The 25,382-nt window shown below is 50.1% G+C and carries 21 protein-coding genes and 1 riboswitch; of the genes, 4 read left to right on the forward strand and 17 right to left on the reverse strand.

What is annotated here, in order from left to right; all coding sequences use genetic code 11:
- Positions 1-13: 13 nt before the first annotated feature.
- The 4 genes from OHJ21_RS10945 to OHJ21_RS10960 form a co-directional block, all read right to left on the reverse strand.
- Complete coding sequence (locus OHJ21_RS10945; protein WP_326118325.1) at positions 14-1,591, reverse strand: extracellular solute-binding protein; 1,578 nt, start codon at positions 1,589-1,591, stop codon at positions 14-16.
- Between the two features lie 125 nt (positions 1,592-1,716).
- Complete coding sequence (locus tag OHJ21_RS10950; protein WP_326113735.1) at positions 1,717-2,589, reverse strand: carbohydrate ABC transporter permease; 873 nt, start codon at positions 2,587-2,589, stop codon at positions 1,717-1,719.
- Positions 2,590-2,607: 18 nt separating this feature from the next.
- Positions 2,608-3,570 carry an ABC transporter permease gene (locus OHJ21_RS10955; RefSeq protein ID WP_100537668.1) on the reverse strand — a complete coding sequence of 321 codons (963 nt, stop codon included), beginning with the start codon at positions 3,568-3,570 and terminating at the stop codon, positions 2,608-2,610.
- Between the two features lie 6 nt (positions 3,571-3,576).
- A complete protein-coding gene (locus tag OHJ21_RS10960) occupies positions 3,577-3,759 on the reverse strand; it encodes a tautomerase family protein (protein ID WP_076321763.1) in 183 nt (60 codons plus the stop codon).
- 259 nt (positions 3,760-4,018) lie between these two features.
- Here OHJ21_RS10960 and OHJ21_RS10965 point away from each other — a divergent pair, with 259 nt between their 5' ends.
- A complete protein-coding gene (locus OHJ21_RS10965) occupies positions 4,019-5,212 on the forward strand; it encodes a glycoside hydrolase family 88 protein (RefSeq protein WP_486020044.1) in 1,194 nt (397 codons plus the stop codon).
- 25 nt (positions 5,213-5,237) lie between these two features.
- Here the strand turns inward: OHJ21_RS10965 and OHJ21_RS10970 are convergent, their stop codons facing one another.
- The 13 genes from OHJ21_RS10970 to OHJ21_RS11030 all read right to left on the reverse strand — a co-directional run bounded on the left by OHJ21_RS10970 (position 5,238) and on the right by OHJ21_RS11030 (position 22,187).
- A complete protein-coding gene (locus tag OHJ21_RS10970) occupies positions 5,238-6,320 on the reverse strand; it encodes a sensor histidine kinase (protein ID WP_326113272.1) in 1,083 nt (360 codons plus the stop codon).
- Complete coding sequence (locus OHJ21_RS10975; protein ID WP_394055199.1) at positions 6,317-7,009, reverse strand: response regulator transcription factor; 693 nt, start codon at positions 7,007-7,009, stop codon at positions 6,317-6,319. The genes OHJ21_RS10970 and OHJ21_RS10975 overlap by 4 nt, the downstream gene beginning before the upstream one ends.
- A gap of 150 nt (positions 7,010-7,159) precedes the next feature.
- Positions 7,160-7,999 carry a sugar phosphate isomerase/epimerase family protein gene (locus tag OHJ21_RS10980; RefSeq protein WP_486020046.1) on the reverse strand — a complete coding sequence of 280 codons (840 nt, stop codon included), beginning with the start codon at positions 7,997-7,999 and terminating at the stop codon, positions 7,160-7,162.
- Positions 8,000-8,002: 3 nt separating this feature from the next.
- Positions 8,003-9,076 (reverse strand): Gfo/Idh/MocA family oxidoreductase, encoded by a 1,074-nt coding sequence (locus tag OHJ21_RS10985; RefSeq protein WP_486020047.1) that lies wholly within the window; start codon positions 9,074-9,076, stop codon positions 8,003-8,005.
- 632 nt (positions 9,077-9,708) lie between these two features.
- Complete coding sequence (gene mglC, locus OHJ21_RS10990; RefSeq protein ID WP_100537674.1) at positions 9,709-10,728, reverse strand: galactose/methyl galactoside ABC transporter permease MglC; 1,020 nt, start codon at positions 10,726-10,728, stop codon at positions 9,709-9,711.
- Positions 10,706-12,235 carry a sugar ABC transporter ATP-binding protein gene (locus OHJ21_RS10995; protein ID WP_394057369.1) on the reverse strand — a complete coding sequence of 510 codons (1,530 nt, stop codon included), beginning with the start codon at positions 12,233-12,235 and terminating at the stop codon, positions 10,706-10,708. The genes mglC and OHJ21_RS10995 overlap by 23 nt, the downstream gene beginning before the upstream one ends.
- Positions 12,236-12,354: 119 nt before the next feature.
- Positions 12,355-13,380: a galactose ABC transporter substrate-binding protein gene (locus OHJ21_RS11000; RefSeq protein WP_394057367.1), complete on the reverse strand. Its 1,026-nt coding sequence runs from the start codon at positions 13,378-13,380 to the stop codon at positions 12,355-12,357.
- Between the two features lie 199 nt (positions 13,381-13,579).
- Positions 13,580-14,581: a substrate-binding domain-containing protein gene (locus tag OHJ21_RS11005; RefSeq protein WP_100537677.1), complete on the reverse strand. Its 1,002-nt coding sequence runs from the start codon at positions 14,579-14,581 to the stop codon at positions 13,580-13,582.
- Positions 14,574-16,403, reverse strand: a complete 1,830-nt coding sequence (locus OHJ21_RS11010) for a cache domain-containing sensor histidine kinase (RefSeq protein WP_100537678.1) — start codon at positions 16,401-16,403, stop codon at positions 14,574-14,576. The genes OHJ21_RS11005 and OHJ21_RS11010 overlap by 8 nt, the downstream gene beginning before the upstream one ends.
- A gap of 5 nt (positions 16,404-16,408) precedes the next feature.
- Positions 16,409-18,049 (reverse strand): response regulator, encoded by a 1,641-nt coding sequence (locus OHJ21_RS11015; protein ID WP_100537679.1) that lies wholly within the window; start codon positions 18,047-18,049, stop codon positions 16,409-16,411.
- 198 nt (positions 18,050-18,247) lie between these two features.
- Positions 18,248-19,606, reverse strand: a complete 1,359-nt coding sequence (locus OHJ21_RS11020) for an MATE family efflux transporter (protein ID WP_100537680.1) — start codon at positions 19,604-19,606, stop codon at positions 18,248-18,250.
- A 321-nt stretch (positions 19,607-19,927) separates the two neighbouring features.
- The gene (purT, locus tag OHJ21_RS11025; RefSeq protein ID WP_486020049.1) at positions 19,928-21,088 is read right to left on the reverse strand and encodes a phosphoribosylglycinamide formyltransferase 2; all 1,161 of its coding nucleotides are present in this window, start codon (positions 21,086-21,088) and stop codon (positions 19,928-19,930) included.
- Between the two features lie 80 nt (positions 21,089-21,168).
- Positions 21,169-21,249, reverse strand: a riboswitch (ZMP/ZTP riboswitch).
- 62 nt (positions 21,250-21,311) lie between these two features.
- Complete coding sequence (locus OHJ21_RS11030; RefSeq protein ID WP_326113266.1) at positions 21,312-22,187, reverse strand: LysR family transcriptional regulator; 876 nt, start codon at positions 22,185-22,187, stop codon at positions 21,312-21,314.
- A gap of 111 nt (positions 22,188-22,298) precedes the next feature.
- Here OHJ21_RS11030 and dapA point away from each other — a divergent pair, with 111 nt between their 5' ends.
- The 3 genes from dapA to OHJ21_RS11045 all read left to right on the forward strand — a co-directional run bounded on the left by dapA (position 22,299) and on the right by OHJ21_RS11045 (position 25,364).
- Positions 22,299-23,198 (forward strand): 4-hydroxy-tetrahydrodipicolinate synthase, encoded by a 900-nt coding sequence (gene dapA, locus OHJ21_RS11035; RefSeq protein WP_326113265.1) that lies wholly within the window; start codon positions 22,299-22,301, stop codon positions 23,196-23,198.
- 243 nt (positions 23,199-23,441) lie between these two features.
- A complete protein-coding gene (locus OHJ21_RS11040; RefSeq protein ID WP_100537683.1) occupies positions 23,442-24,884 on the forward strand; it encodes a PAS domain-containing sensor histidine kinase in 1,443 nt (480 codons plus the stop codon).
- Positions 24,885-24,911: 27 nt separating this feature from the next.
- Positions 24,912-25,364 (forward strand): hypothetical protein, encoded by a 453-nt coding sequence (locus tag OHJ21_RS11045; RefSeq protein ID WP_326113264.1) that lies wholly within the window; start codon positions 24,912-24,914, stop codon positions 25,362-25,364.
- The last annotated feature ends 18 nt before the right edge of the window (positions 25,365-25,382 follow it).

Genomic DNA, 25,382 nt, shown 5'->3' on the forward strand with positions numbered 1-25,382 from the left:
AAACATGCTCCGCTTATTCGAAAGCGTTTTCTTTTTCGTTATATCGTTTCGTAGCTTCCTCAATAATCTCGCTGCCGCCTTTGGACAGATATTCCTCGAGCACCTTGCCGTAGTTATCGATAGGCTCCCTGCCGTATACCATGCGGAGCACATGCTCCAGAATCAGCGGCGGCAGTTCATCCGATTTCGGATTCAGCTCCGGATATTTCACCATCGCCTCCAGACGCGGATCGAATTCAATGCCGCGGCGGCCCTCTTTCGTAAGCATGTTATCAAAAGCATCAATCAGCTCTTTGCCGGAATCGGACAACTCGGATACGCGTTTGTTGTAGGTCGTGTCCTGCACCAGCCACAGCCAGTAGTTCAAATAACGCATCTTATCCGCACCTGCCGTGTCCGTTGGAACCTCGAAGACCGGCTTGCCGTCGGTTACTTGATAATCCTCGCCCTCAATGCCGAAGCTGAAGAACAATTCCGCATCTTCACTGACCATCCAGTTGAAGAACTTCACGATATCCTCCGCTTTATCCTTCGCCTTTGCGTTGATGAAGAAGGAACGCGTGACCGGATTGTAATGGGCATATCCCCCTTTACCGTCTGGTCCTACAGGGGAAGGAATCAGCGCTACTTTCGCGTCCGGCACATTCTCCTTCAGTTGGGTGCCCCAGATCGGAAGCTCATTCGCGTTCATGGACCACATGCCCGCTTTGCCGCTCGTGACAATGGATTTGAAATCCGCGCTTTCAATCGTCGCGAATTCCTTGCTGATCAATCCTTCCTCATGCATCGTCTTATAGATCTGAATCGCTTGCTTCATGTTTTCTTCATCAAAGAAGGTTGGCTTTACCTTCCCGTCCGGGAATACCTTGAATTGGTTCAGGTAACCCAGCACGTCATAGGCACCGAAGAAGGTATCCGCATATTTGAAATTCTGACGTCCGGCATAAGGCTGCTCCACCCCGGCTTCCTTGAACGCGCGCAGAACATCCATCGTCTCTTCCACCGTTGTCGGGATCTCCTTGCCTACCTTCTCCAGGAGGTCGGTCCGAATCCATGTGGCCCGTCTGGACGGATTGGACAAGATTTCGGGAATTCCGTAGATATTGCCCGTCTTGGAATCCGTCATCCGCTTCCAGGCTTCCTCGGGGATGAACTTGAGCAGATCCTGCCCATGCTCCTGGAGGAGGTCGTTCAGCGGAAGAAAGACTCCGTTCTCTACGGCACCCGCCAGCTCGGGACCGCTGATTCCGCCAGTGCCCTGCACCACATCAGGAATGTCATTCGTTGCGAACATTTGCACCATTTTATCCTGATATTCGTTATGCGGAATCAGACGGATATCCAGGTCCGTATTCGTCATTTTCTCTAGCTCCAGCACGTACTTATCCTTGTTGATATCCGGATTTTTCTCAACGTAGGATACGTTAAGCGTCCGCATCGACATGGAAAATTTCGTGGCTCCCGCTTCATTCCCGCTTTGGCCGTCGCCGCTCGCATTGGCTCCTCCGCCTCCGCCATTGTTACCCGAACAGCCAACAAGCATGGCCAGTACGAGACCTGATGTAAGCGCACGTGTCCAGCTTTTTCTCATGAATACCCCTCTTTTCAAGCTAATATAGTCGCTTATAATAGCGCTTTCAAACTTAATATCAGTATAGTGAGCCGTCTGGGCGGGAACAAGGAATGTCTTTGGCTCGGTTTGTCGTTTTTTTAGGGTTATTCTTTGATCGACCCGATCATCATCCCATGAATGAAGAAGCGCTGCAGAAACGGATACAAGAGAATGATGGGCAGCGTGGCTACCAGAATCACCGCCATCTGAATGCCTTGAACGGATTGGGAGCTTGCTTCAAATGCCATGTTGCCCGTATCGGTCAGGCCCTCGTTCACCAGAAGCTCCCTCAATTTTACCTGGAGCGGATACTTGGCCCGATCATTGATATAGTAAAGGGCGTCCATATATTTGTTCCAATTGGTCACGGAGTAGAATATCCCTACCGTCGCCAGCGCCGGTTTCGATAACGGAAGCACGATGCTCCACAGGGTACGGACCTCGCTGCATCCGTCGATTCGGGACGAATCGATCAGTTCGCTCGGAATTTGGGTGAAGAAGGTTCGAAGCACAAACAGATTGAATGCGCTGATCGCGGATGGCAGCATCAAAGACCACAGCGTGTTGACGAGATTCAGCTCGCGCATCAAAATGAATTGCGGAATCAGCGGTGCCGTGAATATCATGGTCATCAGGATAATAATCATGATTGTTTTTCGACCGACGTATTCCGGCCTGGAGAGCGGATACGCCAGCGAAGCGGTTGCCGCCAGATTAATGAAGGTTCCGAATAGCGTAATATAGACGCTGATCCCGAAGGCCCTCCAGATGGAGACATCGTTGAATACATGCTGATAGTAGGCAAAGGTGAACTCCACCGGCCAAAACATCACTTCTCCGCGATCGATAGCGCCCGGGCTGCTGAACGACTGGGCAATGACATTGAGAAAAGGGAGCAGCATGGTGAGGGCAAGAAAGGTAAGGAGGATATAGTTCAATACAAGAAACAGTTTTCTGCCTGCACTGTCATATTTCACGTTGGTTGTCACTCCCCTCTAATACAGCGACTCGCCGGTCGCTTTCTTGCTGATGGTGTTTGCAATGGAAATCAGGAACAAGCCAACAACGGATTTGAACACCCCGATGGCGGTGGCATAGCTGTACTGAAGCTGCTGCAAGCCCGCTTTGTAAATGTACGTGTCCAAGATTTCGCTGGACTGGATGTTAAGCGGGTTCTGAAACACGAATACGCGTTCAAACCCATAATCCATGAAGTCCCCGATCTTGAGCAGGAACAGGATCGTTATTACGGGAAGCAGCGCTGGCAGGGTAATGCTGAGGGTCTGGCGCCATCTTCCCGCTCCATCGATTTCGGAGGCTTCGTAGAGATCCGGATTTATGCCTGCGAGCGCCGCCAGATAGATGATGGTCCCCCATCCGACATCTCTCCATAATCCGGAGCCCACCAATACCGTTCGAATATAGGAATCTTCGCCAAGGAAATAGATCGGCTCTATGCCGAACCAGCCGAGTATCACGTTCACGATCCCCGATGATGGGGACAGGATTCCCACAAAGATACCGCTTACAATAACCCATGACAGAAAATGCGGTGCATAGAATATCGTCTGGACTATTTTCTTGTAAACGACCTGACGAACCTCATTGAGCAATAAAGCCAGAACAATGGGGGCGGTAAAAGCAAACAAAATGTCATATGTACCCAGCAGAAGCGTATTACGCAGAATTTTCAAAAAATCATAGTGCTGGAACATTCGCCCAAAGTGCTCAAGGCCCACCCAGGGACTTCCCGTTACGCCCGCAAACAGATTGTAGTTCTGAAATGCGATCACGGAGCCCATTAATGGAACATATTTGAATAATCCGAAGAACAGCAGTCCCGGCAGCGATATGAAGTACAGCGCCCTGTATTTCCACATGAAGCCAAGTAATCTTCTCCGTTTATCGAGCTTTCCCTCCAGAATCGGGCTTACCCCTGCTTTGCTTGGCTCGGCCATCTGTCATCACCTCTTGTTTCTCAAATTGGCCGGTGCGTTGTCATCTATCGGAATTTCGTCAAACCGGATGCTGATAAATTCAGGCTCCCGGTCAATGATCCGTGACAGCTCCTTTGTAAAAACATCAACGATTTCGTTCTTCTGCTCATCCGTGCGTCCTTCATACATTTTAATCGTAATTTGCGGCATCGGCTTTCGCCTCCTTAGGAAATGGATGTGATGAATATCCTTATCCTATAAGTTTTCATGACCGGGCAGCAATGGAAGAAGATCGGTTCCTTTGTGTTTTTTTTAGGTGGATCGGCGGCTTGTGTTTTTTTAAGATCGGCTTGTTATTTCAATAGTTCTTAAGCGGTATATGTAGAATTTGGCAGCGTTCTATGGAACAATGGATCAAAGCAGTTGCGATAATTAGCCAAACGATGACATCAGTTTTGGGAGGTTAGCGATGAACGGACAACATCAGGAAACGATAATGCCCTATTCGTTATTATGGGGACAATTGGATAAGAAACTGTCGCGCATGACGGGACAGCTCCAAGGCAAAGTTCCTCATGCAACAACGAACGGAATCTATGATTCCACCCGGATCGACTGGTGGACCTCCGGTTTTTGGCCGGGAATGCTCTGGATCATGTATGATATGACCAAGGAGCCGCAGTATAAGGAATGGGCTTGGGAATGGGATGTTCGACTTGAACAAGCGCTTATCGGGGACAGTAATTTTCATCACGATGTCGGCTTTCAATTTCTGCCGACAGCCGTCATCAAATACAAACTGACCGGCGATCCGGATGCCAGGCGGAGAGGAATGTTGGCGGCTACCCTGCTGGCCGGGAGGTATAACCCGGTCGGCAGATTTATTCGTGCTTGGAATCAAGTGAAACCAACCTCATGGAATCATGGGAATGAAGGCTGGTCCATTATCGACTCCACCATGAACCTCTCCCTCCTATTCTGGGCTTCCGAGGAGAGTGGTGACCCGAGATTCGCTCATGTCGCCAGAGAGCAAGCCAATACGGTTGCCGAGCATTTCATAAGACCGGACGGCTCCGTTCGGCACATCTGCCGATTTGATCCGTTAACGGGAGAATTCATCGAAGCGCTGGGAGGACAAGGCTATGGTCCCGAGTCTGCGTGGAGTCGTGGAGCGGCCTGGGCATTGCATGGCATGGCTAATACCTATCGTTATACCCGCGATATACGGTATCTTGAAGCCGCCAAGCGGGTTGCCCATTTTTTCATAGCTTCCCTTGAGGAGGATTCCATACCCCGCTGGGATTTCCGTGCGGAGCGCAAGGAGATGCGAACATCCGATCGTGAACAGTCGGAATCATTCCCGATCACTTCCGAACCACGGGATACGTCAGCAGCATCCTGCGCTGCTTCCGGTCTGCTTGAAATCGCGGACCTGGTGCCTTTAACCGAAAGCCCTCTGTACCGCGAAAGTGCCTTGCGTATCATCGACTCCTTGACGGCCCATTACGCCGAATGGGATGACCCCGCGTATGAAGGCATACTGAAGGAAGCCACGGGGCATCTGCCTGCCGGACAAAATATAAACGTCTCGCTGATCTATGGGGATTACTATTATGTTGAGACCGCTGCCAAGTTAATGGGATGGAAAAACCGGATCTTCTGATCCGGTTTTTTGCATGTCCATTCAACTATTCTTCTTTAGGAATCCGGATATAGAAGCAGCTGCCGCCGGCATGCTTCTCTCCGCTCTCAGCCCATACCTGACCGCCATGTGCAGATACCAGCTGCTTGACGATGGCCAGCCCCATCCCGCTTCCGCCACTTAACCGATTCCTTGACTTATCACCCCGATACAGCCTTTCGAAAATATACGGCAGATCGGAGGAAGAGATCCCCTGCCCTGAATCTTTGATTCGAATTAGGGCGTTTGCCCCTTCGTCCACGAGTTCGGCTTGTACCGTTCCCCCAGCTGGCGTGTAGTGTAAGGCATTACTTAACATATTGATGAGAACCTGGAGCATCCGGTCGGCATCCACCTCGGCTAGGATCGGCGAACCGCTGACATATTGCAGGTCCACCTTTTTTTCATGATACATTGCTGCCGCCAAGGTGATGGCCCTCTCCATGATGTGACCAAGCTCCTGCTTGGATCGGGATAGTTGAAACTCCGGCGATTCCATATCATGCAAATCCTCGAGCTCCGTGACGAGCTGAATCAATCGATCAATCTCTTCCAGGCACGTTTGAAACCGCTCTGCAGTCGGCTCCCATATGCCATCCGCTAGTGCACGGGTGTGACTCTTTAATGTGGTTAACGGCGTTCGCAGTTCATGTGCGATATCTTGGGTCATATTCCTGCGAAGCAACGCCTGCTTCTGTAGCTGCACAGCCAGCTCGTTCAGCGAAGAGCCAAGTCCTGCGATTTCATCGTACCCTTTGGTTGCCACACGAATGTCCCAATTCCCCTGCGCCATCATTTCAGCCGCTCGTTTCATCTGGACGAGGGGAGCCGATATTCTCCTTGCAACATACATGCCTATTACGGAAGCAATCGCAATGGATAGGAGACATGTCAAAATGATGGATTGCATCTGCGCCTGCTCCAAATGATAATTCAGCTCAGCCATTCCATGATGTACGGATGATTGCTGCTGGAACATGGCTATATGATAATGGTTAGTCACAATATTGATCACGGTAAACATGATCAGAATCCCTGCCGTGATACTGATAATGATGGCGGCAAGCCTCAGGTCCAGCCGATGCTTCAAGGCCCATCACCTCCAAAGCGGTATCCGAATCCGTAAACGGTGATGATATACTGGGGCTGCCTTGGGTCGGGTTCAATCTTTTGCCTAAGATTCTTGATATGCTGATCAATAATTCGGATATCGCCGATAAAGTCATAGCCTAACACACGATCGACCAGTTCTTCGCGCGAGAAATTGCGCTGGGGGTACTTAGCCAATAGAAGCAGCAGTTTGTATTCGCTTGGCGTCAAATTTACGACCTGTCCATGGCAGGTAACTTCGTGTTTCATCGAATGAATGGCCAGCGCGCCTTGGTGATATACAATAACGTCCGCCAGCAGCTTGCTGTCATCTCCCCGCCTCAAGACGGCCTTGACTCTTGCCACAACTTCCCGAGGGTCGAACGGCTTCACGATATAATCATCCGCTCCGATGGCAAACCCGCCAATCCGGCTGCTCTGGGCCACCTTAGCCGTTAACATCATGATAGGCACCGCGCTGAACGTACGAATTTCCTGGCATATCCGCTCACCATCCATATCCGGAAGCATGAGGTCCAGTATGACAAGATCGACGGATTCCTCTCGTAAGAAATCGAACGCTTCGGCACCGTTGGCCGCCTCCAGCGTCAGATAATGTTCTTTGTTCAGGTAAGATACAAGAACTTCTCGAATATTCGGTTCATCATCCACGATTAATATCGTCTTCATTCTGGGTTTCTCCTTATTGAATCCTTCGTCAGTACAAGTCAACTTTAACATAAGACCCCATTGTAACTGAAACTTGTGAAGATTCGATGAGGATGAACCAAGAAGCCCGTAACATGCATAAGTGCTGCTGTTATTGCGCTGAGGTTCGTGTCATAACATGGCCGCTGTGATTTGGGACTTCAGATAAGAGACGCTTTGCGGCACCTGACGTTCATGCAGGCCATGAAGGATCAGCGGACCCTTGAAATGATAAGCGTGCAGCAATTTCATGTAAGCTTTATAATCCAGTTCACCGGTTCCTGCAGCCGTATAATGGAGTCCGTCTACGGTCGAATAATCCTTGGCATGCGCAATAATGACATGTTCGCTGAGCAGTGACAGCGCTTGACCGATAACTTCTGCCAGGGGCCTCCTCTCAGTCGGACTGAACAAGTTCGCTGCATCCAGAACGACCTTTAACCGGGGAGAATCCATCGTATCCAGCAGCCGTCTGGCTTTGACAGCATCGCTGATCACATTGGCAGGCTCAGGTTCAATAGCCAGTTCCAGCTCGAACTCCTCTGCCATATTCACTACTTCATGCAAAGTCGTTAACAGGTCATCCCACGCTTCCTGTGAATCGTTATCCGGATGCTCCCTCCACATATTGTCCTTATCCCTTGTGCCGGTGCACAGGGTAATGACCGACGTCCCCATCGAATGGCACATGGCTGCCAATTGACGAAATCGTCGAATGTCACCTCGCAATCTCTGCCGGTCCGGGTGAATCATATTGAAGGTTCCGGATACGGCGGCTATATGTAGATGGCGCTTCTCACATTCTTCTCTTATATATACCGCGGTTTCCAGATCGATCTCGTGCGGTAGTGAGGGGAGACCCGCGCAGGAAAGATTAAATTGGATCACACTCAGTCCGGTTGCTTTCACTGCGTCCAAATTTTCCTCCAATGTAGGTCGTTCAAACGTTTTGGAGAAAATGCCCAGCCTCATGCCTCATACACCTCCCGTTACATTAGCCAGCTTCACCGTATCCCCGCTCTCCACCGATCGTGCGATCGCCGCCATGGCACGCATAGCAGCCACTCCATCCTCCAGATTGGCTCCTCGCATGGGTGCCTGCTCCAGAATCGTATCCGCAAAGCCTTCAACCTGCAGCTTGAAGAAATGCGCATCTTCGCCAAGCGGACGATGATAACAACCATCCCGTGCCGAGAATACCTCGACGTCGCTGGACTTAAAAAGCCAAGGATTATAGGTCTTGCCAATCACGCTTCCGTGTTCGCCGTAGATGTGAAAGCCCTCATGCCAGTCCATCCGCACGGCAACCGTTAGATCCAGATGTCCTACAGCGCCCGAGGCATACTGCACCGTGACAAACCAGTTATACGCCCCGAACTTTTGCGTGTTCCAGGCTGTAACGCTATCTATCTCTCCACCTAAAAAGCGAGCCGTATCCACCAGATGACTGCCATGCGTCAGCATGTAATAACGCAGCTTATCCAGCTTTGGATTCCCTTCCGGCCTTAACGCATTCGGACTTAACTGTACCATGGGCTGTACGTTCTCGGTGACCGTATACCGGTAGGTTGAGTCGCAGTACCATGCTTTCAACGCCAGCATCTCACCCATTTCTTGATCCATAAACTGCTTAGCATAAGCGATGCCCGGGTCAAAGCGCTTCATATTGCCGATTTGGACAATACATCCGGAATGCCGCGCCTTCCGCTGCAATTCCTCACACTCTTCTACGGTGACGCCAAGAGGCTTCTCCACTAGAACATGTTTCCCTGCTTCAATGGCTTTAAGAGCGGCTTCCACGTGAAATTGATCCGCGATGCCGATGATAACAGCCTCCACCTCGGGATCAGCCAGCATCTTGTCATAACCATTGTAGGTTTGTACCGGCTGATGGATATCGGCCATGCGGTTCAGCAAATCCTCCGCGACGTCGCATATCGCGTATAGCCTGGCATTGCGCGCTCTCCGGCAAGCCTCGAAATGTCCGTACTGCGATATGGGGCCGCAGCCCAGTACGCCGATATTTAACACCTTCTTCTCCATGATCATGACAGCACCTCCTGTAATGGATGATTATAAGAAAAACGTCTATCGACGTACCTTCTCAGAAGACAGACCGCGGTTAGAGGATGTTTTTCTTGCGATATCAGGAAGCCCATGCTTCGAAGTTTATACTTTCTGATATCTAAAGAAAAACGTCTATCGACGTACCTTCTCAGAAGACAGACCGCGGTTATAGGATGTTTTTCTTGCGATATCAGGAAGGCCCATGCTTCGAAGTTTATACTTCCTGATATCTAAAGAAAAACGTCTATCGACGTACCTTCTCAGAAGACAGACCGCGGTTATAGGATGTTTTTCTTGCGATATCAGGAAGGCCCAAGCCTCGAAGTTTATACTTCCTGATATCTAAAGAAAAACGTCTATCGACGTACCTTCTCAGAAGACAGACCGCGGTTATAGGATGTTTTCCTTGCGATATCAGGAAGGCCCAAGCCTCGAAGTTTATACTTCCTGATATCTAAAGAAAAACGTCTATCGACGTACTTCCTCGGAAGACAGGTCGCGGTTAAAGGAAGTTTTTCTTGCGATTATTGAATGGTTCAGCTCCGCTGAAAACTAATAAATTCTATAATCTATGGCAAAAGCCACAGGATATACTCCTGCGGCCGCAATCCCTCTTATTTTTTTGCCATGTATTTGCGAATGTCAAATGCGACCGCTGCTACGATAATAAGCCCTTTAATGATCAATTGCCAGTATGGGCTGACGCCGATAAAGGTTAATCCGTAATTGATGACGCCGAAGATAAGAACCCCGGCCATCACGCCCGGCACCGTACCGATGCCTCCCGCAGTGGACACCCCCCCAACCACGCATGCGGCAATCGCATCCAGTTCATACATATTGCCGTAGTTATTCGTCGCGCCCCCGGTTCTCGCAGCCTCCAGTACGCCGGCGATGCCGTACAACGCACCGGAAATAGCGTAGATCGCTATAAGATTACGGGCTACATTGATCCCCGAAACATGCGCCGCTTGCACGTTGCCGCCGATGGCATACATATTTTTGCCGAGCCGGGTTTTGTTGAATATCACCCAGCAGATGAACGCAACGAAGACGGCGATAATGACGATGTAAGGGAGTGAATATCCGCCGCCGAAGTCAATGTAGCCGCTGCCCCACACGGTAAAGTCCGGTCTCAAGCCGCCAATCGGCTGGGATTGGTTCGGCTCCATATCAAAATAGATGGAATTGATGCCGTAAATGCCGACCATCGTACCGAGCGTGGCTATGAATGGCGGCACATGCAGTTTAGCTACAATGAAACCATTGATTAACCCAACGATAAGCCCCGCTAATATACCGATAAGAATCGGCAATACAACCGATACTTGGGGCAGGTCCGGGAAGAAGCGGTTTGCGTATACATCCGTTTGCAGCATGGAAGCCGATACAACCGCCGTTAACCCGACAACGCGTCCTGCGGAGAGGTCAACCCCGCCGGTGATCAGAATGAACGCCGCGCCAAGGGCGATAATTAATCGGGTGGAGGATTGCTGTAAAATATCCCGCAGCGTGGAGAAGGCCAGAAAATTGGGATCTGCGACTGCAATCCCGACAACAAGTAATATCAATACTACAAATATGGCGCGCTGCGCCAAATAATCTTTCACCTTACCGATGGTTTGCGTATTCATCGACTTCCCCTCCCGAATCAGCTGACCGCTGTGCGGCAAGCCTCATGATTTCCTCTTCGCTTGCTTCCTGCCCTGCGAGAATTCCCGTCAGCCGCCCTTCGCTCATCACCATGATTCGGTCGGACATTCCGAGCAGCTCGGGCATTTCGGAGGAAATCATAATAATGCTCTTTCCTTGCTTGGCTAACTGCGTAATGATCGAATAAATCTCGAACTTGGCGCCGACATCAATTCCACGGGTCGGTTCATCCAGCAGAAGGATTTCAGGCTCAGTCAGAAGCCACCTCGCCAGCAGTACCTTCTGCTGGTTGCCACCCGACAGGTTCCGTATCTGGGTATGGACCGAGGGAGTTTTGGTTCTCAGCTGCTCCACGTTCGTTCGCGCATCCTCGATTCCTCTGCGTTCATTTAACAGGAACGCCCAATTCTGATACCTTCGAAGATTGGCAATGACGGTATTCTCATAGACCGAGAGAACCGGAAATATGCCGGTAACTCTGCGCTCTTCCGTCAGCAGCGCCATATTATTTTTCTTGGCATCCGAGGGTGATTTGATCTTTACTGGCTTCCCGTTTATCGATATGGTTCCGGAAGCCACTGGACGAAGCCCGAATATAGCTTCAACCAATTCCGTTCGCTGTGCGCCGACAAGGCCGCCAACGCCCAGAATCTCTCCCCGTCTTAGCTCGAAGGACACATTCTGAAACGATTTCGGATTCGGGGAACTCAATTGGTGGACCTGCATCCGGGTTTCGCCGGGAACGTTCATCCGTTCCGGATAGCGCTCCGTCAAGTCCCGCCCCACCATGCGGGTGATAATCAAATCGGTTGTCAGCTCGCCGGCTTGCCAGGTGCCCACATACTTCCCATCGCGCATGATCGTCACATCATCGGATATGCGCAAAATCTCTTCCATTTTGTGCGAGATGTAGACGATGGACACGCCTTGCGAACGCAGCCTGTTCATCATGCTGAACAGATGCTCCACTTCATTGCCTGTCAGCGATGAGGTTGGTTCGTCCATGACAATGACCTTGGAGCGATAGGATACCGCTTTGACGATTTCCAGCGATTGGATTTTGGATACAGAGAGCGCACCTGTTCTTGCCCTGGGATCCATATCGATATCGAGCTCGCGGAACAGACGGAGCGTATCTTCTGCCATCTGTTTCTCATTCACGAATTTCAAAGGCCAGAAGCCCGTCACCGGAAATCTTCCCAGCCATATATTCTCCATCACGTTGCGGTGCGGCACGGGATGAAGTTCCTGATGGATCATGGAAATTCCGTGATTCAGTGCATCCTTGGAGCTGTTGATGGTTACCTTGCTGCCGTTCAAATAAATATCGCCTTCATCAGGCTTGTATATGCCGAACAAACATTTCATCAACGTTGATTTACCTGCCCCGTTCTCTCCCATAAGAGCATGCACGGTGCCTGGTCTTACCTTAAATGTTACGTCGCTTAGGGCCTGAACACCGGGAAACGCCTTCGATATATTCCGCATCTCCAGCACATACGGTTCCGTCACGTTGGGGTTACCTCCTTCGCTGGCCGGGTCGAAAAGAGCCGAATATAAAGGGACAACGCTACGAATAGCCGCTGCCCCTTCCTATAACCCTGCTATTATTTCGCGTCGGCGATATTGTCCTTCGTTATTTTTTTGTAAGCGATCCATACGTATTTGCCGTCGGTAATATCAAATCCGGTGTTGTCCTTGTTCGGCGTTTCTCCTTTGGATAGTGCTGCGGCAATCGCGACGGAAGCTTTGCCCTGGCTCTTGGCATCATTAAGCACGGTGCCGAGAAGCGTGCCGTCTTCCAGTGCCTGAATGGCCGGAGCTGTCGCATCTACGCCCACAACCGGCATATATTTGTCGCCGCTGAAGTACCCCGCTGCTTTCAATGCTTCAATGGCACCGAGCGCCATATCGTCATTGTTGGCCAGAACCGCTTCAATCTTGTCGCCATGGGATGCAAGGAAGGCCTGCATCTTCTCCTGTCCCTTCACGCGATCCCACATGGCGGTATCCACCGCAAGCGCTTCGACCTCGATCCCGGCATCTTGAATCGCCTGCACGGAGAATTTGGTCCGCAGCTCGGCATCCTGATGCCCCGGCTCGCCCTGCAGCAATACATACTGCAGCTTGCCATCCCCGTTCTTATCCGCCTTCGGATTGGCCTTCCAATAATCAACGATAAGCTGGCCCGAAATCGTTCCGGATTCCTCGGCTTTCGCCCCTACGTAATACACCTTATCCCATTTGTTCATGTCTTCCGCGATCGGCTCCCGGTTCAAGAAGACCACCGGCGTATTCGAAGTTTTAGCCTTATCGATAATGACGCCGGCGGCCGTCCGATCCACCGGGTTGATGATCATGGAGCTGTATTTCTTCGAAATAAACAGATCGATTTTCTCATTTTGGGTGGGCTGTGCATTTTGACTATCCACGATATCCAGTTTGGCTACGCCATTCGCTGCATCGGACATCGCGTTCCGAACGCCCGTCATGAACGTATCGTCGAACTTGTAAATCGCCACCCCGACTTGAGGTGTGCTGCCGCTCGCCGCTTCACCTTCTTTGCTTTCGCTGCCGGTTGAACTGCTCCCGCCGTTATTGCATGCCGCCGTGGTCAGCATCATGCCGGCCATAAGGATTAACAGCCATTTTTTCTTCACCTGGGTTGACCTCCCTGTTTCATTCGAATTTTCAGTGACGGGTTCGGCAATTTATATGCCATATCTCACTGTCTACCGCCATTATGCCGCAATGCTTCTGACATTCGAATTCAAAATCCTCATGCTTTCTAGCAAAATTCTCATCACTTTGCCTCTAAGGATCGGGACTTCGTTACTTCACAAATGGAAACAGCACCTTCTGATTATCCATCCAGAACATATTGTCAGCATCAATCACCTTGGTCTCAAGCACAATCGGCTTGTCATATTTCGAACCATCCAAGACCTTCACGGCCTGTTCTACTCCCAGATAACCCGTGCTGAACCCGTTCTGCACAACGAGCTTGTGAAGGATGCCATCCTGCAGAAGCTGAAGCTGCTCCAGATCGCTACCAAAGGTGACAATCTTGATCTTCCCCTGAACTTTCCTTCTCGCGACTTCTTTGGCCGCTCCCAAGGAGGCCTGAATATCGAGTGCCAGAATCCCGTCGACGGATCCCCGGTCCAGCAGCTGCTTGGCCGCCTGCCAGCATGCATCTTCGCGTTTGCCGCACGCAGCTCCGTCCGCTATTTGTATCCCGCTCATTTCCGACAATACGCTTTTGGCGCCCTCTTCGCGGGCCATTAGGTCGGGATCCTCCCTGTCGGATCGAAGTATGGCGACAACACCCCGACCTTCAAGCAACTCGGCCAGCTGCTCCCCCGCCTTGCGTCCGGCCACCTCATTATTGATGGCAATGGCGGAGAGGACGCCTGTCGTCATTCGCTGATCATTCAAAGCAATGACGGGCACCTCAGCTGCTGATGCTTGATCACCTAATTTCTGCAGTACAGCTTCGGATGCCGGATCGATCAAAATCGCGGAGGAGCCTTTCTCCAGCACCTTCAATGCTGCTTGCAGCTGCTCCGCTTCATCGTCACTTGGCTCCAGGGAGATATAATCAAGCGCCAATCCGTATTCCTTGGCAGCTGCCTCGGCGCCTAATCGGATGGCATCACCCTGCTCTTCGGCGTGTATGGGCGCTACGAGGGAAATATGCCGAAGGTCGGGCTCATTCTCATCCTTGGTTGCGCCCGAAGAACACGAGGTTAAGAGGATCAAGGATAGGATAAGTACAACGAGATAGCCCTTGGGTACAGCCGGTATCCGTACCACACGATGAATTTTAATCATTCTCCAGCCCCTCCTCTATGTGGTGAATGACCGGAATCCGTATGCGAACGGTCGTGCCCACTTCAAGCTCACTCTCAAACTCCAGACCGAAACGATGCCCATAATACAATTGAATGCGGTCATGAACATTTCGAACGGCCACGCCGGAGCCTGCCGTATTGATAAATGGAGCCGGATGTTGACGCAGCGCTTCAACCTCTAATATCCGCTCAACCATCGCGGGAGACATCCCGACGCCATTGTCCGTCACCGTCATCTCCAATAAGTCGCCATTGATAGCAGCCGTTATGTGAATATGTCCCTGATCCACCATATACTCAATGCCATGTACGATGGCATTCTCGATTAAGGGCTGCAGCACCAGCTTTAGCGTGTAACAAGACTGCGCCGCTTCATCCGCTTCGATCATAAAATCGAATTTCTGTTTATACCTCATCTGTTGGATGGTCAAATAATGCCTTGCATGTTCCAGCTCTTCACGGACGCTTATGGATGTCTTCCCTTTGCTCAAGCTCAAACGAAACAGCTTGGACAAGGAAGTAATCATCGTAATGACCTCCTCCTTCTTGCTCATGCCCACCATACGGACAACCGAATTCAACGTGTTATATAAAAAATGCGGGTTGATCTGAGCCTGCAAAGCTTCCAGCTCGTATCTACGCTTCGATTCCTGCTCTTTCACAATCTGTTTCATGAGCTGCCTGATCTTATCCAGCATCAGATTGAACCGGCTGGACAGCTGTACTACTTCCAGTGGCCCCCGCATCGGGAGCTTCACATTAAAATCGCCACGTTCCACCGCCTTCATCGTTCTGCCCATCCGGCGGATGGGGCGGGTGAGCATGGCCGAGAGAATCAGGGAAACCACGATGGCAAGCACCAGTACAATCGCCACGACCTGAATCAGATAACGATTGACCTCTTCTCTTGTCGTCATGATTTCATCCAAATAAGAAACCCCAACGATTTTCCATCCTATGTTGACGACCGATTTCACCGTATTCAGCCGCTTGACTCCATCCGATTCATCAATGTAGCTGTCCGAGGAAGTGAGCGCCCGCTCTACGCTCTCATTCCGTAGTCCCATGTAAATTAACTGCTGCTGGGGATGGTATACGATGTTTCCCGCTCCTTCATCGATGATGTACGCATACCCCCGCTTACCCAGGCTAATACGGCTGCTTAGCTCATCGATTTTCTTGAAGTTGATATCCACCAGCAAAATGACATAGGTCGGCTCCCCGTTATGAACAACCGTAATTCCTTTGCTCATCGTAACCACCCATTCAAATGTATGGTCGTACAAATTCTGCACATGCGGCAGCGAGAAGCTCAGATGGTTGGAGACTCTCATGGCCGAGTGAAACCAGCTCTGCTCCGTCACCCGGGCGCTGGGTTTAACCGGAATGGCCGGGTGGTTCCTCAGCATATCGCCTTGTTCATTAAATAAAGCGATGGAGACGATGTCATCCCGACTTCGCATGATGGTGTTCAGCTGTTGAGTGACCTGATCATCGTCCCATTGCCCGTCCGCGAGCATGTTTTCCTCAATGGCCCGATACAGCTGTGCCATGCCGTCCACATAATCCTCGAGATTATAGCTTACCTGATCTACAATTTGCTGGGCATTCAGAAATACGCTCTGCTCAGCCGATCGCGAGAATTTATTGAACAACAGAACAGCTACCACGATCACGATAAGCAGAATAAATGCCGAGAAGGACCACATGATGATCGATTGAATGCTGTGTGCGCGTACTCGCCTAACCCATCGCTGAATGGTTGGTTTGATCGAGTCCCGCTTGGCATACGTGATTTTCAACCGTTCTACCCCCTTGCTTGTGTCCGGTATTCCTTGGGTGAGATGCCTACCTGCTTCTTGAAGCAGAAGCTGAAATAATTCGGATCAGCAAATCCGACACGCTCCGCGATTTCGAAAGCTTTAAGATCCGATGATCGAAGAAGCTCTTTGGCCGTTTCCATCCGAAGCTGCATCAAATACTGCACGTAAGTCATTTTAACTTCTCTTTTGAACACAGCGCTAAAATAACCTGTACTGATATGAAGCTGCATACACAGCTTCTGCAGCGATAGCTCCGAATCTCCGTAATGCTCCCGGGTATATTGGAGTGCCTTCTCCACGATGTCTTTGTACGCATGCTGCCTGGAGCTGGCGATATGCTTGCGTATAGTCAAACTAATGTCCAGAAGCCAAGCTTTAGCCTCCTGCAATCCGGAAAACTTGAAGATCTCCGCATGCAGCTGAAATCCTGCGCCGAACAAAGCCTCTATCTCAATCCCGGATTCTTTGGCCGATCGCAATACAGCCGTTACAACCTCCAGAAGGTATACCTGAACGTCCTGAATGGTACAGGAGGCACCGATGAGTTCATCAAATATGTGCGAGATTGCTTCAGTCACTTCCTCTTCGGTTCCGAGCTTTAGACTGCGGATCAGCGCCTGCTCCTTTAGTTCATCCAGACGAACCCCTTCCGGTCTCGGACGCTCGACATCATCAATGAAGATGACTTTCTCGGCACCAAGAATCAATCGGTAGTCGAGCGCCAGCAGCGCACCCTGATAGGAAAGCTTAAGGTCGGACAGATTCCGCACCATGGAGCCCACGCCAATCGTAACCGGCAACTTCAAATAATGAAGAATGCTTTTTAACAAGCGCTCAAGTGTCATCTGCAGCTCGTTAAACCACGCTTCATCCTCGCTCTCGTCATTCGTAATTAACAGCACAATGCTGTCCTGATACATGAATGCGCTTACAAATAAAATGGGGTCCAGAAGCTCCTTCGCAATGTTCAGCATGGCATGCAGCATTAAATCCAAGTCTCCCGAATGGCGGAGGGAAGTTGAAGACGTATGCTCCTTATCCTTATCTACAGAAGCGGGATATAATGCCATAACAGCAGCCAGATAACTCCCCCCATTCAAAGACAAACCGTAATTTCGAGTCTTCTCCTCAATGATCGAGCGGGGCAATTTCCGGGTTAGCAGGGATGCAAGAAAGGATTCCCGAAGCAAAGGCAGACTCGTGCGGTAATGCTCCTTCAACTGGCGTACATCCTCTCGCTCCGCAACCTCCATATCAATCTTGTCCTTGATCTTCCCCAATAGCTCCATGAAGCTTTCGGCAGAGAATGGCTTAAGCAAATACTCGTCCACGCTAAGCGTAATCGCTTGACGGGCATAATCAAATTCATCGTATCCGGTTAAGATCACGATTTTGCACAGCGGCTGAAACTCTCTAAGCCAAGAGGCCAGCTGGAGCCCATCCTGAAACGGCATACTGATATCGGTAATGACAACATCCGGCTCCAATCGCTCCGCAAGCTCCACGGCCTCTCTCCCGTTCTCCGCCGTTCCCTCGATCTTGAATCCACAGGCTCCCCACTGGATTTCCTGCACGAGTCCCTCCCTTACGTCGGCTTCGTCGTCCACTAACAGCACTTTATACAAGGCAACCCCTCCTGTTCTATTCTGTCAAATTAGTTAAAAGAATCTAATGTGATCTTACCGCGGCGCATCCAAATTTGGAATGCATCATTTTCACGCTTTTTAAAAGCAAAAAAAAGAACGAATGCACGGCTCTTGAGCAACAGAGTGATTTCTGTTCTTTAAGTCATGATTCGTTCTGTATTCGATTGTGTAAAGTCCTTACGCCTGAACCGGTATGGAGACGGGTTTAGCAGGCGTGCTTAATCTTTTAATGCTCAGGGAGTAGGCAATACCGAGCGGAATGACGGCTCCGAGCCAAGCCAAGGGATTCGCCAGGCTTGCGCCGAGGAACCCGATCTGCGCGGTCAGGAAGATGGCAGCCAATACCCGCATGATCAGTTCCATGATGCCGGCTACGGTTGGGATAAAGCTCTGTCCCAGCCCCTGCAGCGTGAAGCGGTAGATGAACAACAGCGACAGAAGCAAATAGGTGCTGCCGTTCGATAAGAAATACAGCTTGCTAAGGGACAGCAATTCTTCTTGTCCTTGACCGACGAAGAGGCTGACGGCTGCAGGACCCGCGAATATAACCAGCAAGCCCACGGCGATGCTGAAAGATCCCGAGACCCAAATGCATTGTTTAACTCCGAGCTTAATTCGGTCTATGCGATTCGCTCCGAAGTTCTGGGCGGCAAAAGTCGCCATCGTAATGCCAAAGGAACTCATGGGCTGCGTAGCGAGCATGTCAATCTTCTGAGCCGCAGTATATGCGGCTACGGCTGTTGCCCCGAGACCGTTAAGCGTAATCTGTAAGATGATGGCTCCGATCGCAATAATGGAGGCTTGGAAGCCCATCGGGAAACCGACCCACATATGCTGGCGTATAAATTTCCAATCGATGGACCAATCGGCATTCTTGAACTGCAGAAGCGGAACCTTTTTATGAATGTATAATAAGCAGAGAAGGCAGGAGAACAGCTGCGAGACCACCGTGGCCAGCCCTGCCCCGGCTACGCCCATCTTGAATACAAGAATAAACAACAGATCGAGAACGATGTTCAGAATGCTTGCGACCACCAAGAAGAGAAGCGGCGTCCGACTATCCCCGAGCGCTCTGAGCAGGTTAGCCAGCAAGTTGAACAGAACGGCTGCGCCAACGCCCCAGTTAATGACGATTAAATACGAATAAGCATCATCCAAAATTTCTGCCGGCGTATTCATCATGACGAGGACGGGCTTCGTAAATATGACACTCACAATTGTGAGGAAAACCGTGAATACAAGACTAATCCATATACTCGTTCCCACGCTTTTGCGAACGCCCGCGATATCCTTGGCGCCAAAGCGCTGCGCCGTTATGATGGACAAACCTGCCGTCAAGCCTTGGGCAAAGCCAATGACAAAAAACAAAATACTGCCTGTCGAGCCAACGGCCGCAAGAGCGTTCACACCAATGGTCCGTCCCACGATCAGGGTATCAGCCATATTATAAAATTGTTGAAAAATATTTCCGATCAAAAGCGGGATCGTAAACATAATGATCAGCCTGATCGGACTTCCTTGCGTCATGTCTCTCATGTAGATTCTCCTATGCCGTCATAAACGTTCCTCTATATATTTATTGGGTATGATCATGCTTTAAACCGTGCCTATAAAGCATCGCATTGAAAACATTATAATGGGTGAGGGTCGTTTGTATTCTTGTGTATCTTATCACGAAAGAACATAAATTTCTGCATATTTATCATCAAAACCTAAACGAAAACAAGACATGATGATCAGGACGGTTCATACCCGTTCTAATCCACGAAATAACGTCAATGAAAAAAGATCAACCGGTTAATCGGTTGATCTTTTTTTATATGATCATGGAAGCACCATCCTAAGAATCAAGAACGATTATGCTTCTTCAACAGCAAGCTTATCCAAAGCCTGCTTCGCACGCGAACGCGCTTCTTCCACTGCGCCGGCGGTTGACAACGCTACTGCGACCCGTCTTCCGACCTTGGTCACCGGTTTCCCAAAAATGCGCAGCTGCGTATTCGGAACAGCCAGTGCTTGCTCGGCGCCGGTAATTGTGTAACTCTCCAGCTCTCGCGCCGCTTTCAGCGGACGGCTGGCTCCCGGCGTTATCCATTCGATCTCCGGGATCGGAAACCCTAGAATGGCGCGGACGTGAAGCGCGAATTCTGATAAATTTTGCGTGACCAGCGTAACCAATCCGGTATCATGCGGTCGCGGAGATACCTCGCTAAAATACACTTTATCCTCGGCCAGGAACAATTCAACACCAAACAATCCATAACCGCCAAGCTCGTCGGTAATCGTCCTTGCAATATATTTAGCTTCCTCGATCTGCTCTTCGGACATGTCGTGCGGCTGCCAGGATTCGATATAGTCCCCGCTCTCCTGAATATGCCCGATTGGAGCACAGAAGTTTGTTCCATTGACGGAGCGGACGGTCAGAAGCGTGATCTCCGATTGGAACGTAATGAATTCTTCAATGATCACTCTTCCGTTCTGTACACGACCGCCTTCCATGGCGATGTTCCAGCAGGGCTCAATATCCCCTTCGGAGCGACATACACTCTGGCCTTTGCCAGAGGAACTCATCAGAGGTTTAATCACGCACGGGAACCCCATGTCCAGGACAGCCTGTTTAAATTCCTCATACGTATCGGCAAATCGGTAGTCTGCAGTAGGAAGTCCCAACGCCTCTGAAGCTAACCGGCGAATCCCTTCACGGTCCATCGTAAGCTTCGCAGCTCTGGCAGTAGGTATAACCCGATACCCCTCTACCTCCAGCTTAACCAGCTCCGAGGTAGCCAGTGCCTCGATTTCGGGCACGATCAAGTCCGGTTTCTCCTGCTCGATAATTGCGCGCAATCTCTCCCCATCCAGCATATCGATGACATAGCTATGATCGGCAACATGCATGGCAGGAGCGTCGGCATAACGATCGACGGCTACGGTTTCAACCCCCAATCTCTGGGCCTCAATGATGACTTCTTTCCCCAGTTCTCCCGAACCTAGCAGCAGTATTTTCTTCGTTTTTAACATCGTGGTTTTATCCCCTTTTCGTAGTTTCAGAGACTTATAAAAGCAGAAGATAATAAAGAGGTAAGGGAAATAAACTCCCTTACCTCTGCCCAGGCGTACGGCCGTCGTCATCTATGTGCTCCCTCATGGTCCCCCATGCTACGCCAGTCACACATAAACCTATACATTGTTATTTAAATCATACTGAATCTTCCCGCTAATTGCAATATCACCCGAGGCGACATTAGGATTTAGACTTCAGCATATCGATTGCATCCTTCAGCGATTGTGAAAGCCACTTCTTGGGGTGAATGACCAGCTGAATATCCAAACGAATGTCAGAATGCGCAAAGGGAAGAATCGCAAGCTCACCACGCTTGATTTCCTCCTCTGCTACCATCCTCGGCAATAATGAGATACCCGTACCGGACATCACATATCTCTTGATTGCCTCGGGATTGCCCAATTCCAGCCCTATTCGCATTGGAACTCCGCTGGCACGCAGCACCTTTTCCAACATCATGCGGTAATTACAACTACCCTCGGGCATAATCCATTCGGCATCAGCCAGATGTTCTAGCTCTATGACCGGTTCAACATGAAGCGGATGATCCGGATGGGCAATCAGCAGGAGGGGCTCTTCCCGAACGGGGATCCAATTCAAGGAGGAATCCTCCGGTTTTTCATCCAAAATAAGACCGAGATCGTACTCGCCTTCTCTCACCTTACTGATGATGTTATCTTCACGATCCGGTTGTAAACGGATGACAAGATCCTCATGCCTTAGTTTCAGTTGGTGAATGACGGACGGAAGAAAATAAGCGGCCAACGAGTCTATCGTTCCGATCGATAAGGTGCCTCCACCTTGCTTGGTCAGCTTTTCCTTCGACTGCTGAAACAGATCCAGCATTTGAACGGCATACTTGAACAGCTCCTCACCCGACTTCGTCAGGCGCAAGCCTCTGCCATACCGCTCAAACAGCTTGACGCCGTATTCCTTCTCCAGCTTCTGAATTTGGGTGGTTACGCTGGATTGGGCATAACCCAACTCATCCGCGGCTTTTGTAAAGCTCTGGCGAATCGCAACCTCCCTGAAGGTTTGCAGGTAGATAAGTTCCATCACTCTCTCCTTATCAATAATATTGATAATAACTATCTATTATTATAGATAACGCCGATCTTAATTCCCATGATAAAGTATAGCCATCATCCATGAATTGGAGGAAAGATTATGCTGACTCAGCAAGAACTGCATGGCATTTATGTTCCTGTGATCACTCCCTTTTCACAGGAGTACGAACTGGATCGTCCGTCTTATCATCGTTATTTAAAGAATTTGTTATCCTATGATATTCAGGGATTGGTCATCAACGGAACGACCGGTGAAGCGCCGACCGTAGCTTGGGAGGAAGTCGTGCAGGTTGTGGAGGAAACGCGTGAGAGTCTGGACGGACGGCTATTGCCCCTTATCATAGGTACCGGTACAAATGATACGGTGTCCAGTATGAAACGAACGGAACTGGCAGGTCATATCGGTGCTGATGCGGTATTGGTGGTCACGCCGTATTACAGTCGCCCTTCGATCGATGGTATCCTGCAGCATTTCCGAAAGGTGGCCGAGGTCGGGATCCCGGTCATTCTGTACGAGGTTCCTTCGCGTACAGGAATCCGGTTACCGGTTGATGCCGTAAGAAGAATCATGGAGATCCCCGGGGTGATCGGGGTGAAAGACAGCACCGAGAGTACGGAGCTTACGAGAAGTTTATCCCAATACGATACAAAGCCCGTTCTATGCGGCAACGATGTCCTCTTTCATGAGATGCTGTGTCATGGAGCTTCTGGCGGAATTCTGGCATCGGCTAATGTGAATACCGAGGCTTTCATTCGGGTGTTTCAATTAGCTGCCCGGGGAGATTATTCTCGATCCGAAATGGAGTTTGAAGTCCTGCTCCCCTACATTCATAAGCTGTTCGAAGAATCCAATCCCGCTCCGCTAAAATGGCTGCTTGCCCAGCAAGGCCTGATCTCATCGGATATCCTTCGTCTGCCTATGGGGCCCATTACGGAAAAGCTTAAGCTATCTTTAGATCACGCAATTCAACAACTGACAAACACCGACTTCTCGGTGTAACCTGCTTTCTCCTCGAGAACGGCTAGGCGTACTCGCTGCCTTGCCATTCTTAAGCTGAAAGATTCATGTTATGGGGCATGCACACTTTCAATTCAGGACAAATGTGATGGATGATGCAGATTTTTATGCGAAAGTATGAAATTCCTGCTTAGATCTATCGCTTTAAAGGATTGATGAATGATTTCGACCCACTTATAATATGGGTACATTCAATCCTCCCAGAATTTTGAAAGGAGACTTGCAGTGCTGCCCTATTCCAGCCCTAATCATGATTTTGCCTTTGAACAATCTGTAATCGGAATGGCAATGGTATCGCTTGATGGAACGATTCTCAAGGTCAATTCGGCACTATGTGATCTATTGGGATACACACAGCAGGAGTTAACTGCCGGGGCGCCGCAAGAAGAAAACAGCTTCCGCGAGTTACTGAATCGAGTGGTTCAGAACGCAAGAGCTGCGCATGGCCTTCAGCAATCCGTAACCCCGTTTGAATATGCTTATCGCCATCCGTCCGATCGCGAGTTATACCTTCATGCACGTTGCAGCATTGAGCAGGATCCGGAGCAGGGTCCCAAGGGATATTTGGTACAATTCGAGGATCGAACGCTGCTGAGACAGCTCATGAACCAGCTGGAGCAGAAGGAACAGAAGCTCAACGAGAAGGAACATTCTTTTCTGCAGCTGCTTGAAGGACTGCCCCTCTCCGTACTCATCACAAAAAAGGGCATTGTCCACTATGTTAATCCTGCCGGGCTCAGACTTGTTAACGCTACGCATCCCCGTGACGTCCTTGGAATTTCAACCGACGTGATCGTTGACGCATCGTACCATAACGCATTGATGAAACGCAGGGCAAAATATGCGGAGAGCGGAGAGATCGGAAGCGTCGATTATTTGATACGCTGTCTGGACGGGCAAGAGAAAATGGTCAACGGGTTCACGTTCATCATCAATTATGATGGCGAGAAAGCTGCGGTCGGGATCTTCAGAGATATCACAGAACAGCAGATAGAAGAGGATCGCGTGATGCAATCCGAGAAGCTGACCACCGCCGGTCAGTTGGCCGCCGGCATTGCCCATGAAATTCGGAATCCATTAACTTCGATTAATGGATTCGTGAAGTTGCTGCGATCAGCGGAACGCAGCAACGAGCTCTATTTTGAAATCATTGAATCGGAGCTCAAACGCATCGAGCTCATTGTCAATGAACTCCTGGTACTTTCGAAACCGCAGGGCGTTCACGTGAGCGGACCCATCGACGTGTATGCCATTATGGAACAGATCATTACGCTTATGAAGGTTCAAGCAGCCCTCAAAAATATCGAGATCATCCCTCATTATCCGAGGGTACCGGTCTTCGTCCAGGGTGAAGTCAACCAGCTCAAGCAAGTATTCATCAATCTGCTGAAAAATGCCATGGAAGCGATGAATCAAGGCGGCACCATTACCCTGGACATCCTGCACAACGCTCAAGAGGTCCAAATTATCGTGCAGGATGAAGGGGTTGGAATGACGCAGGAGCAAATCCAATCCCTGGGACAGCCTTTTGTTACGACCAAAGACACCGGGACGGGACTCGGACTGATGATTACCAAGAACATTATTCATAATCATGGCGGAACGATGAACGTAGAGAGCATACCTGATCATGGGACAACCTTTACGATCCATTTACCGGCTTTATAACGCATACATATTATCGGAGGAAAAGGCATGGACAATCAGGAACCCAAAACACATAAACAATTTGCGATGGAATGCTTCAATCAAGTATGGGATATCTTGGAGAACGCACAGCGTACGCCGGAAGACGAGGAAAACATGATTCACATATGTCACAGCTCGTTTTGGCACTGGACACGAGTTGAAGATCATACACAGCGCAACCTTTCCATTGGATATTGGCAGCTCTCCAGAGTGTATGCGGTAGTAGGGCAAGGCGATCAAGCGCTGCGTTATGCCCAGCGCTGCATCATTGTCGGATCATCGGCAAGCCTCGAGCCATTCTATATAGGTTACGGGTATGAAGCGGAAGCCCGAGCCTATTTGGTCCTAGGAAACAAGGAGCAAGCTATGGCATCCAAAAAAAACGCGACAAGGTATCTCGATAAGGTAATCGACCAGGATAGCCATCAGATGCTTGCGAACGACCTCAAGAATCTGTAATCGGACACGGCCTTCCTC

Source organism: Virgibacillus sp. LDC1 (assembly GCF_025792345.1).
In the GTDB taxonomy this organism is placed as follows: domain Bacteria; phylum Bacillota; class Bacilli; order Paenibacillales; family Paenibacillaceae; genus Paenibacillus_AQ; species Paenibacillus_AQ lautus.

Bases quoted from the DNA above. Each gene is read 5' to 3' on its own strand.
- OHJ21_RS10945 (WP_326118325.1), bottom strand. From the start codon at position 1,591: ATGAGAAAAAGCTGGACACGTGCGCTTACATCAGGTCTCGTACTGGCC.
- OHJ21_RS10955 (WP_100537668.1), bottom strand. From the start codon at position 3,570: ATGGCCGAGCCAAGCAAAGCAGGGGTAAGCCCGATTCTGGAGGGAAAG.
- OHJ21_RS10960 (WP_076321763.1), bottom strand. From the start codon at position 3,759: ATGCCGCAAATTACGATTAAAATGTATGAAGGACGCACGGATGAGCAG.
- OHJ21_RS10965 (WP_486020044.1), top strand. From the start codon at position 4,019: ATGAACGGACAACATCAGGAAACGATAATGCCCTATTCGTTATTATGG.
- OHJ21_RS10975 (WP_394055199.1), bottom strand. From the start codon at position 7,009: ATGAAGACGATATTAATCGTGGATGATGAACCGAATATTCGAGAAGTT.
- OHJ21_RS10980 (WP_486020046.1), bottom strand. From the start codon at position 7,999: ATGAGGCTGGGCATTTTCTCCAAAACGTTTGAACGACCTACATTGGAG.
- OHJ21_RS10985 (WP_486020047.1), bottom strand. From the start codon at position 9,076: ATGATCATGGAGAAGAAGGTGTTAAATATCGGCGTACTGGGCTGCGGC.
- mglC (WP_100537674.1), bottom strand. From the start codon at position 10,728: ATGAATACGCAAACCATCGGTAAGGTGAAAGATTATTTGGCGCAGCGC.
- OHJ21_RS10995 (WP_394057369.1), bottom strand. From the start codon at position 12,235: ATGCGGAATATATCGAAGGCGTTTCCCGGTGTTCAGGCCCTAAGCGAC.
- OHJ21_RS11000 (WP_394057367.1), bottom strand. From the start codon at position 13,380: ATGGCCGGCATGATGCTGACCACGGCGGCATGCAATAACGGCGGGAGC.
- OHJ21_RS11005 (WP_100537677.1), bottom strand. From the start codon at position 14,581: ATGATTAAAATTCATCGTGTGGTACGGATACCGGCTGTACCCAAGGGC.
- OHJ21_RS11020 (WP_100537680.1), bottom strand. From the start codon at position 19,606: ATGAGAGACATGACGCAAGGAAGTCCGATCAGGCTGATCATTATGTTT.
- purT (WP_486020049.1), bottom strand. From the start codon at position 21,088: ATGTTAAAAACGAAGAAAATACTGCTGCTAGGTTCGGGAGAACTGGGG.
- OHJ21_RS11030 (WP_326113266.1), bottom strand. From the start codon at position 22,187: ATGGAACTTATCTACCTGCAAACCTTCAGGGAGGTTGCGATTCGCCAG.
- dapA (WP_326113265.1), top strand. From the start codon at position 22,299: ATGCTGACTCAGCAAGAACTGCATGGCATTTATGTTCCTGTGATCACT.
- OHJ21_RS11045 (WP_326113264.1), top strand. From the start codon at position 24,912: ATGGACAATCAGGAACCCAAAACACATAAACAATTTGCGATGGAATGC.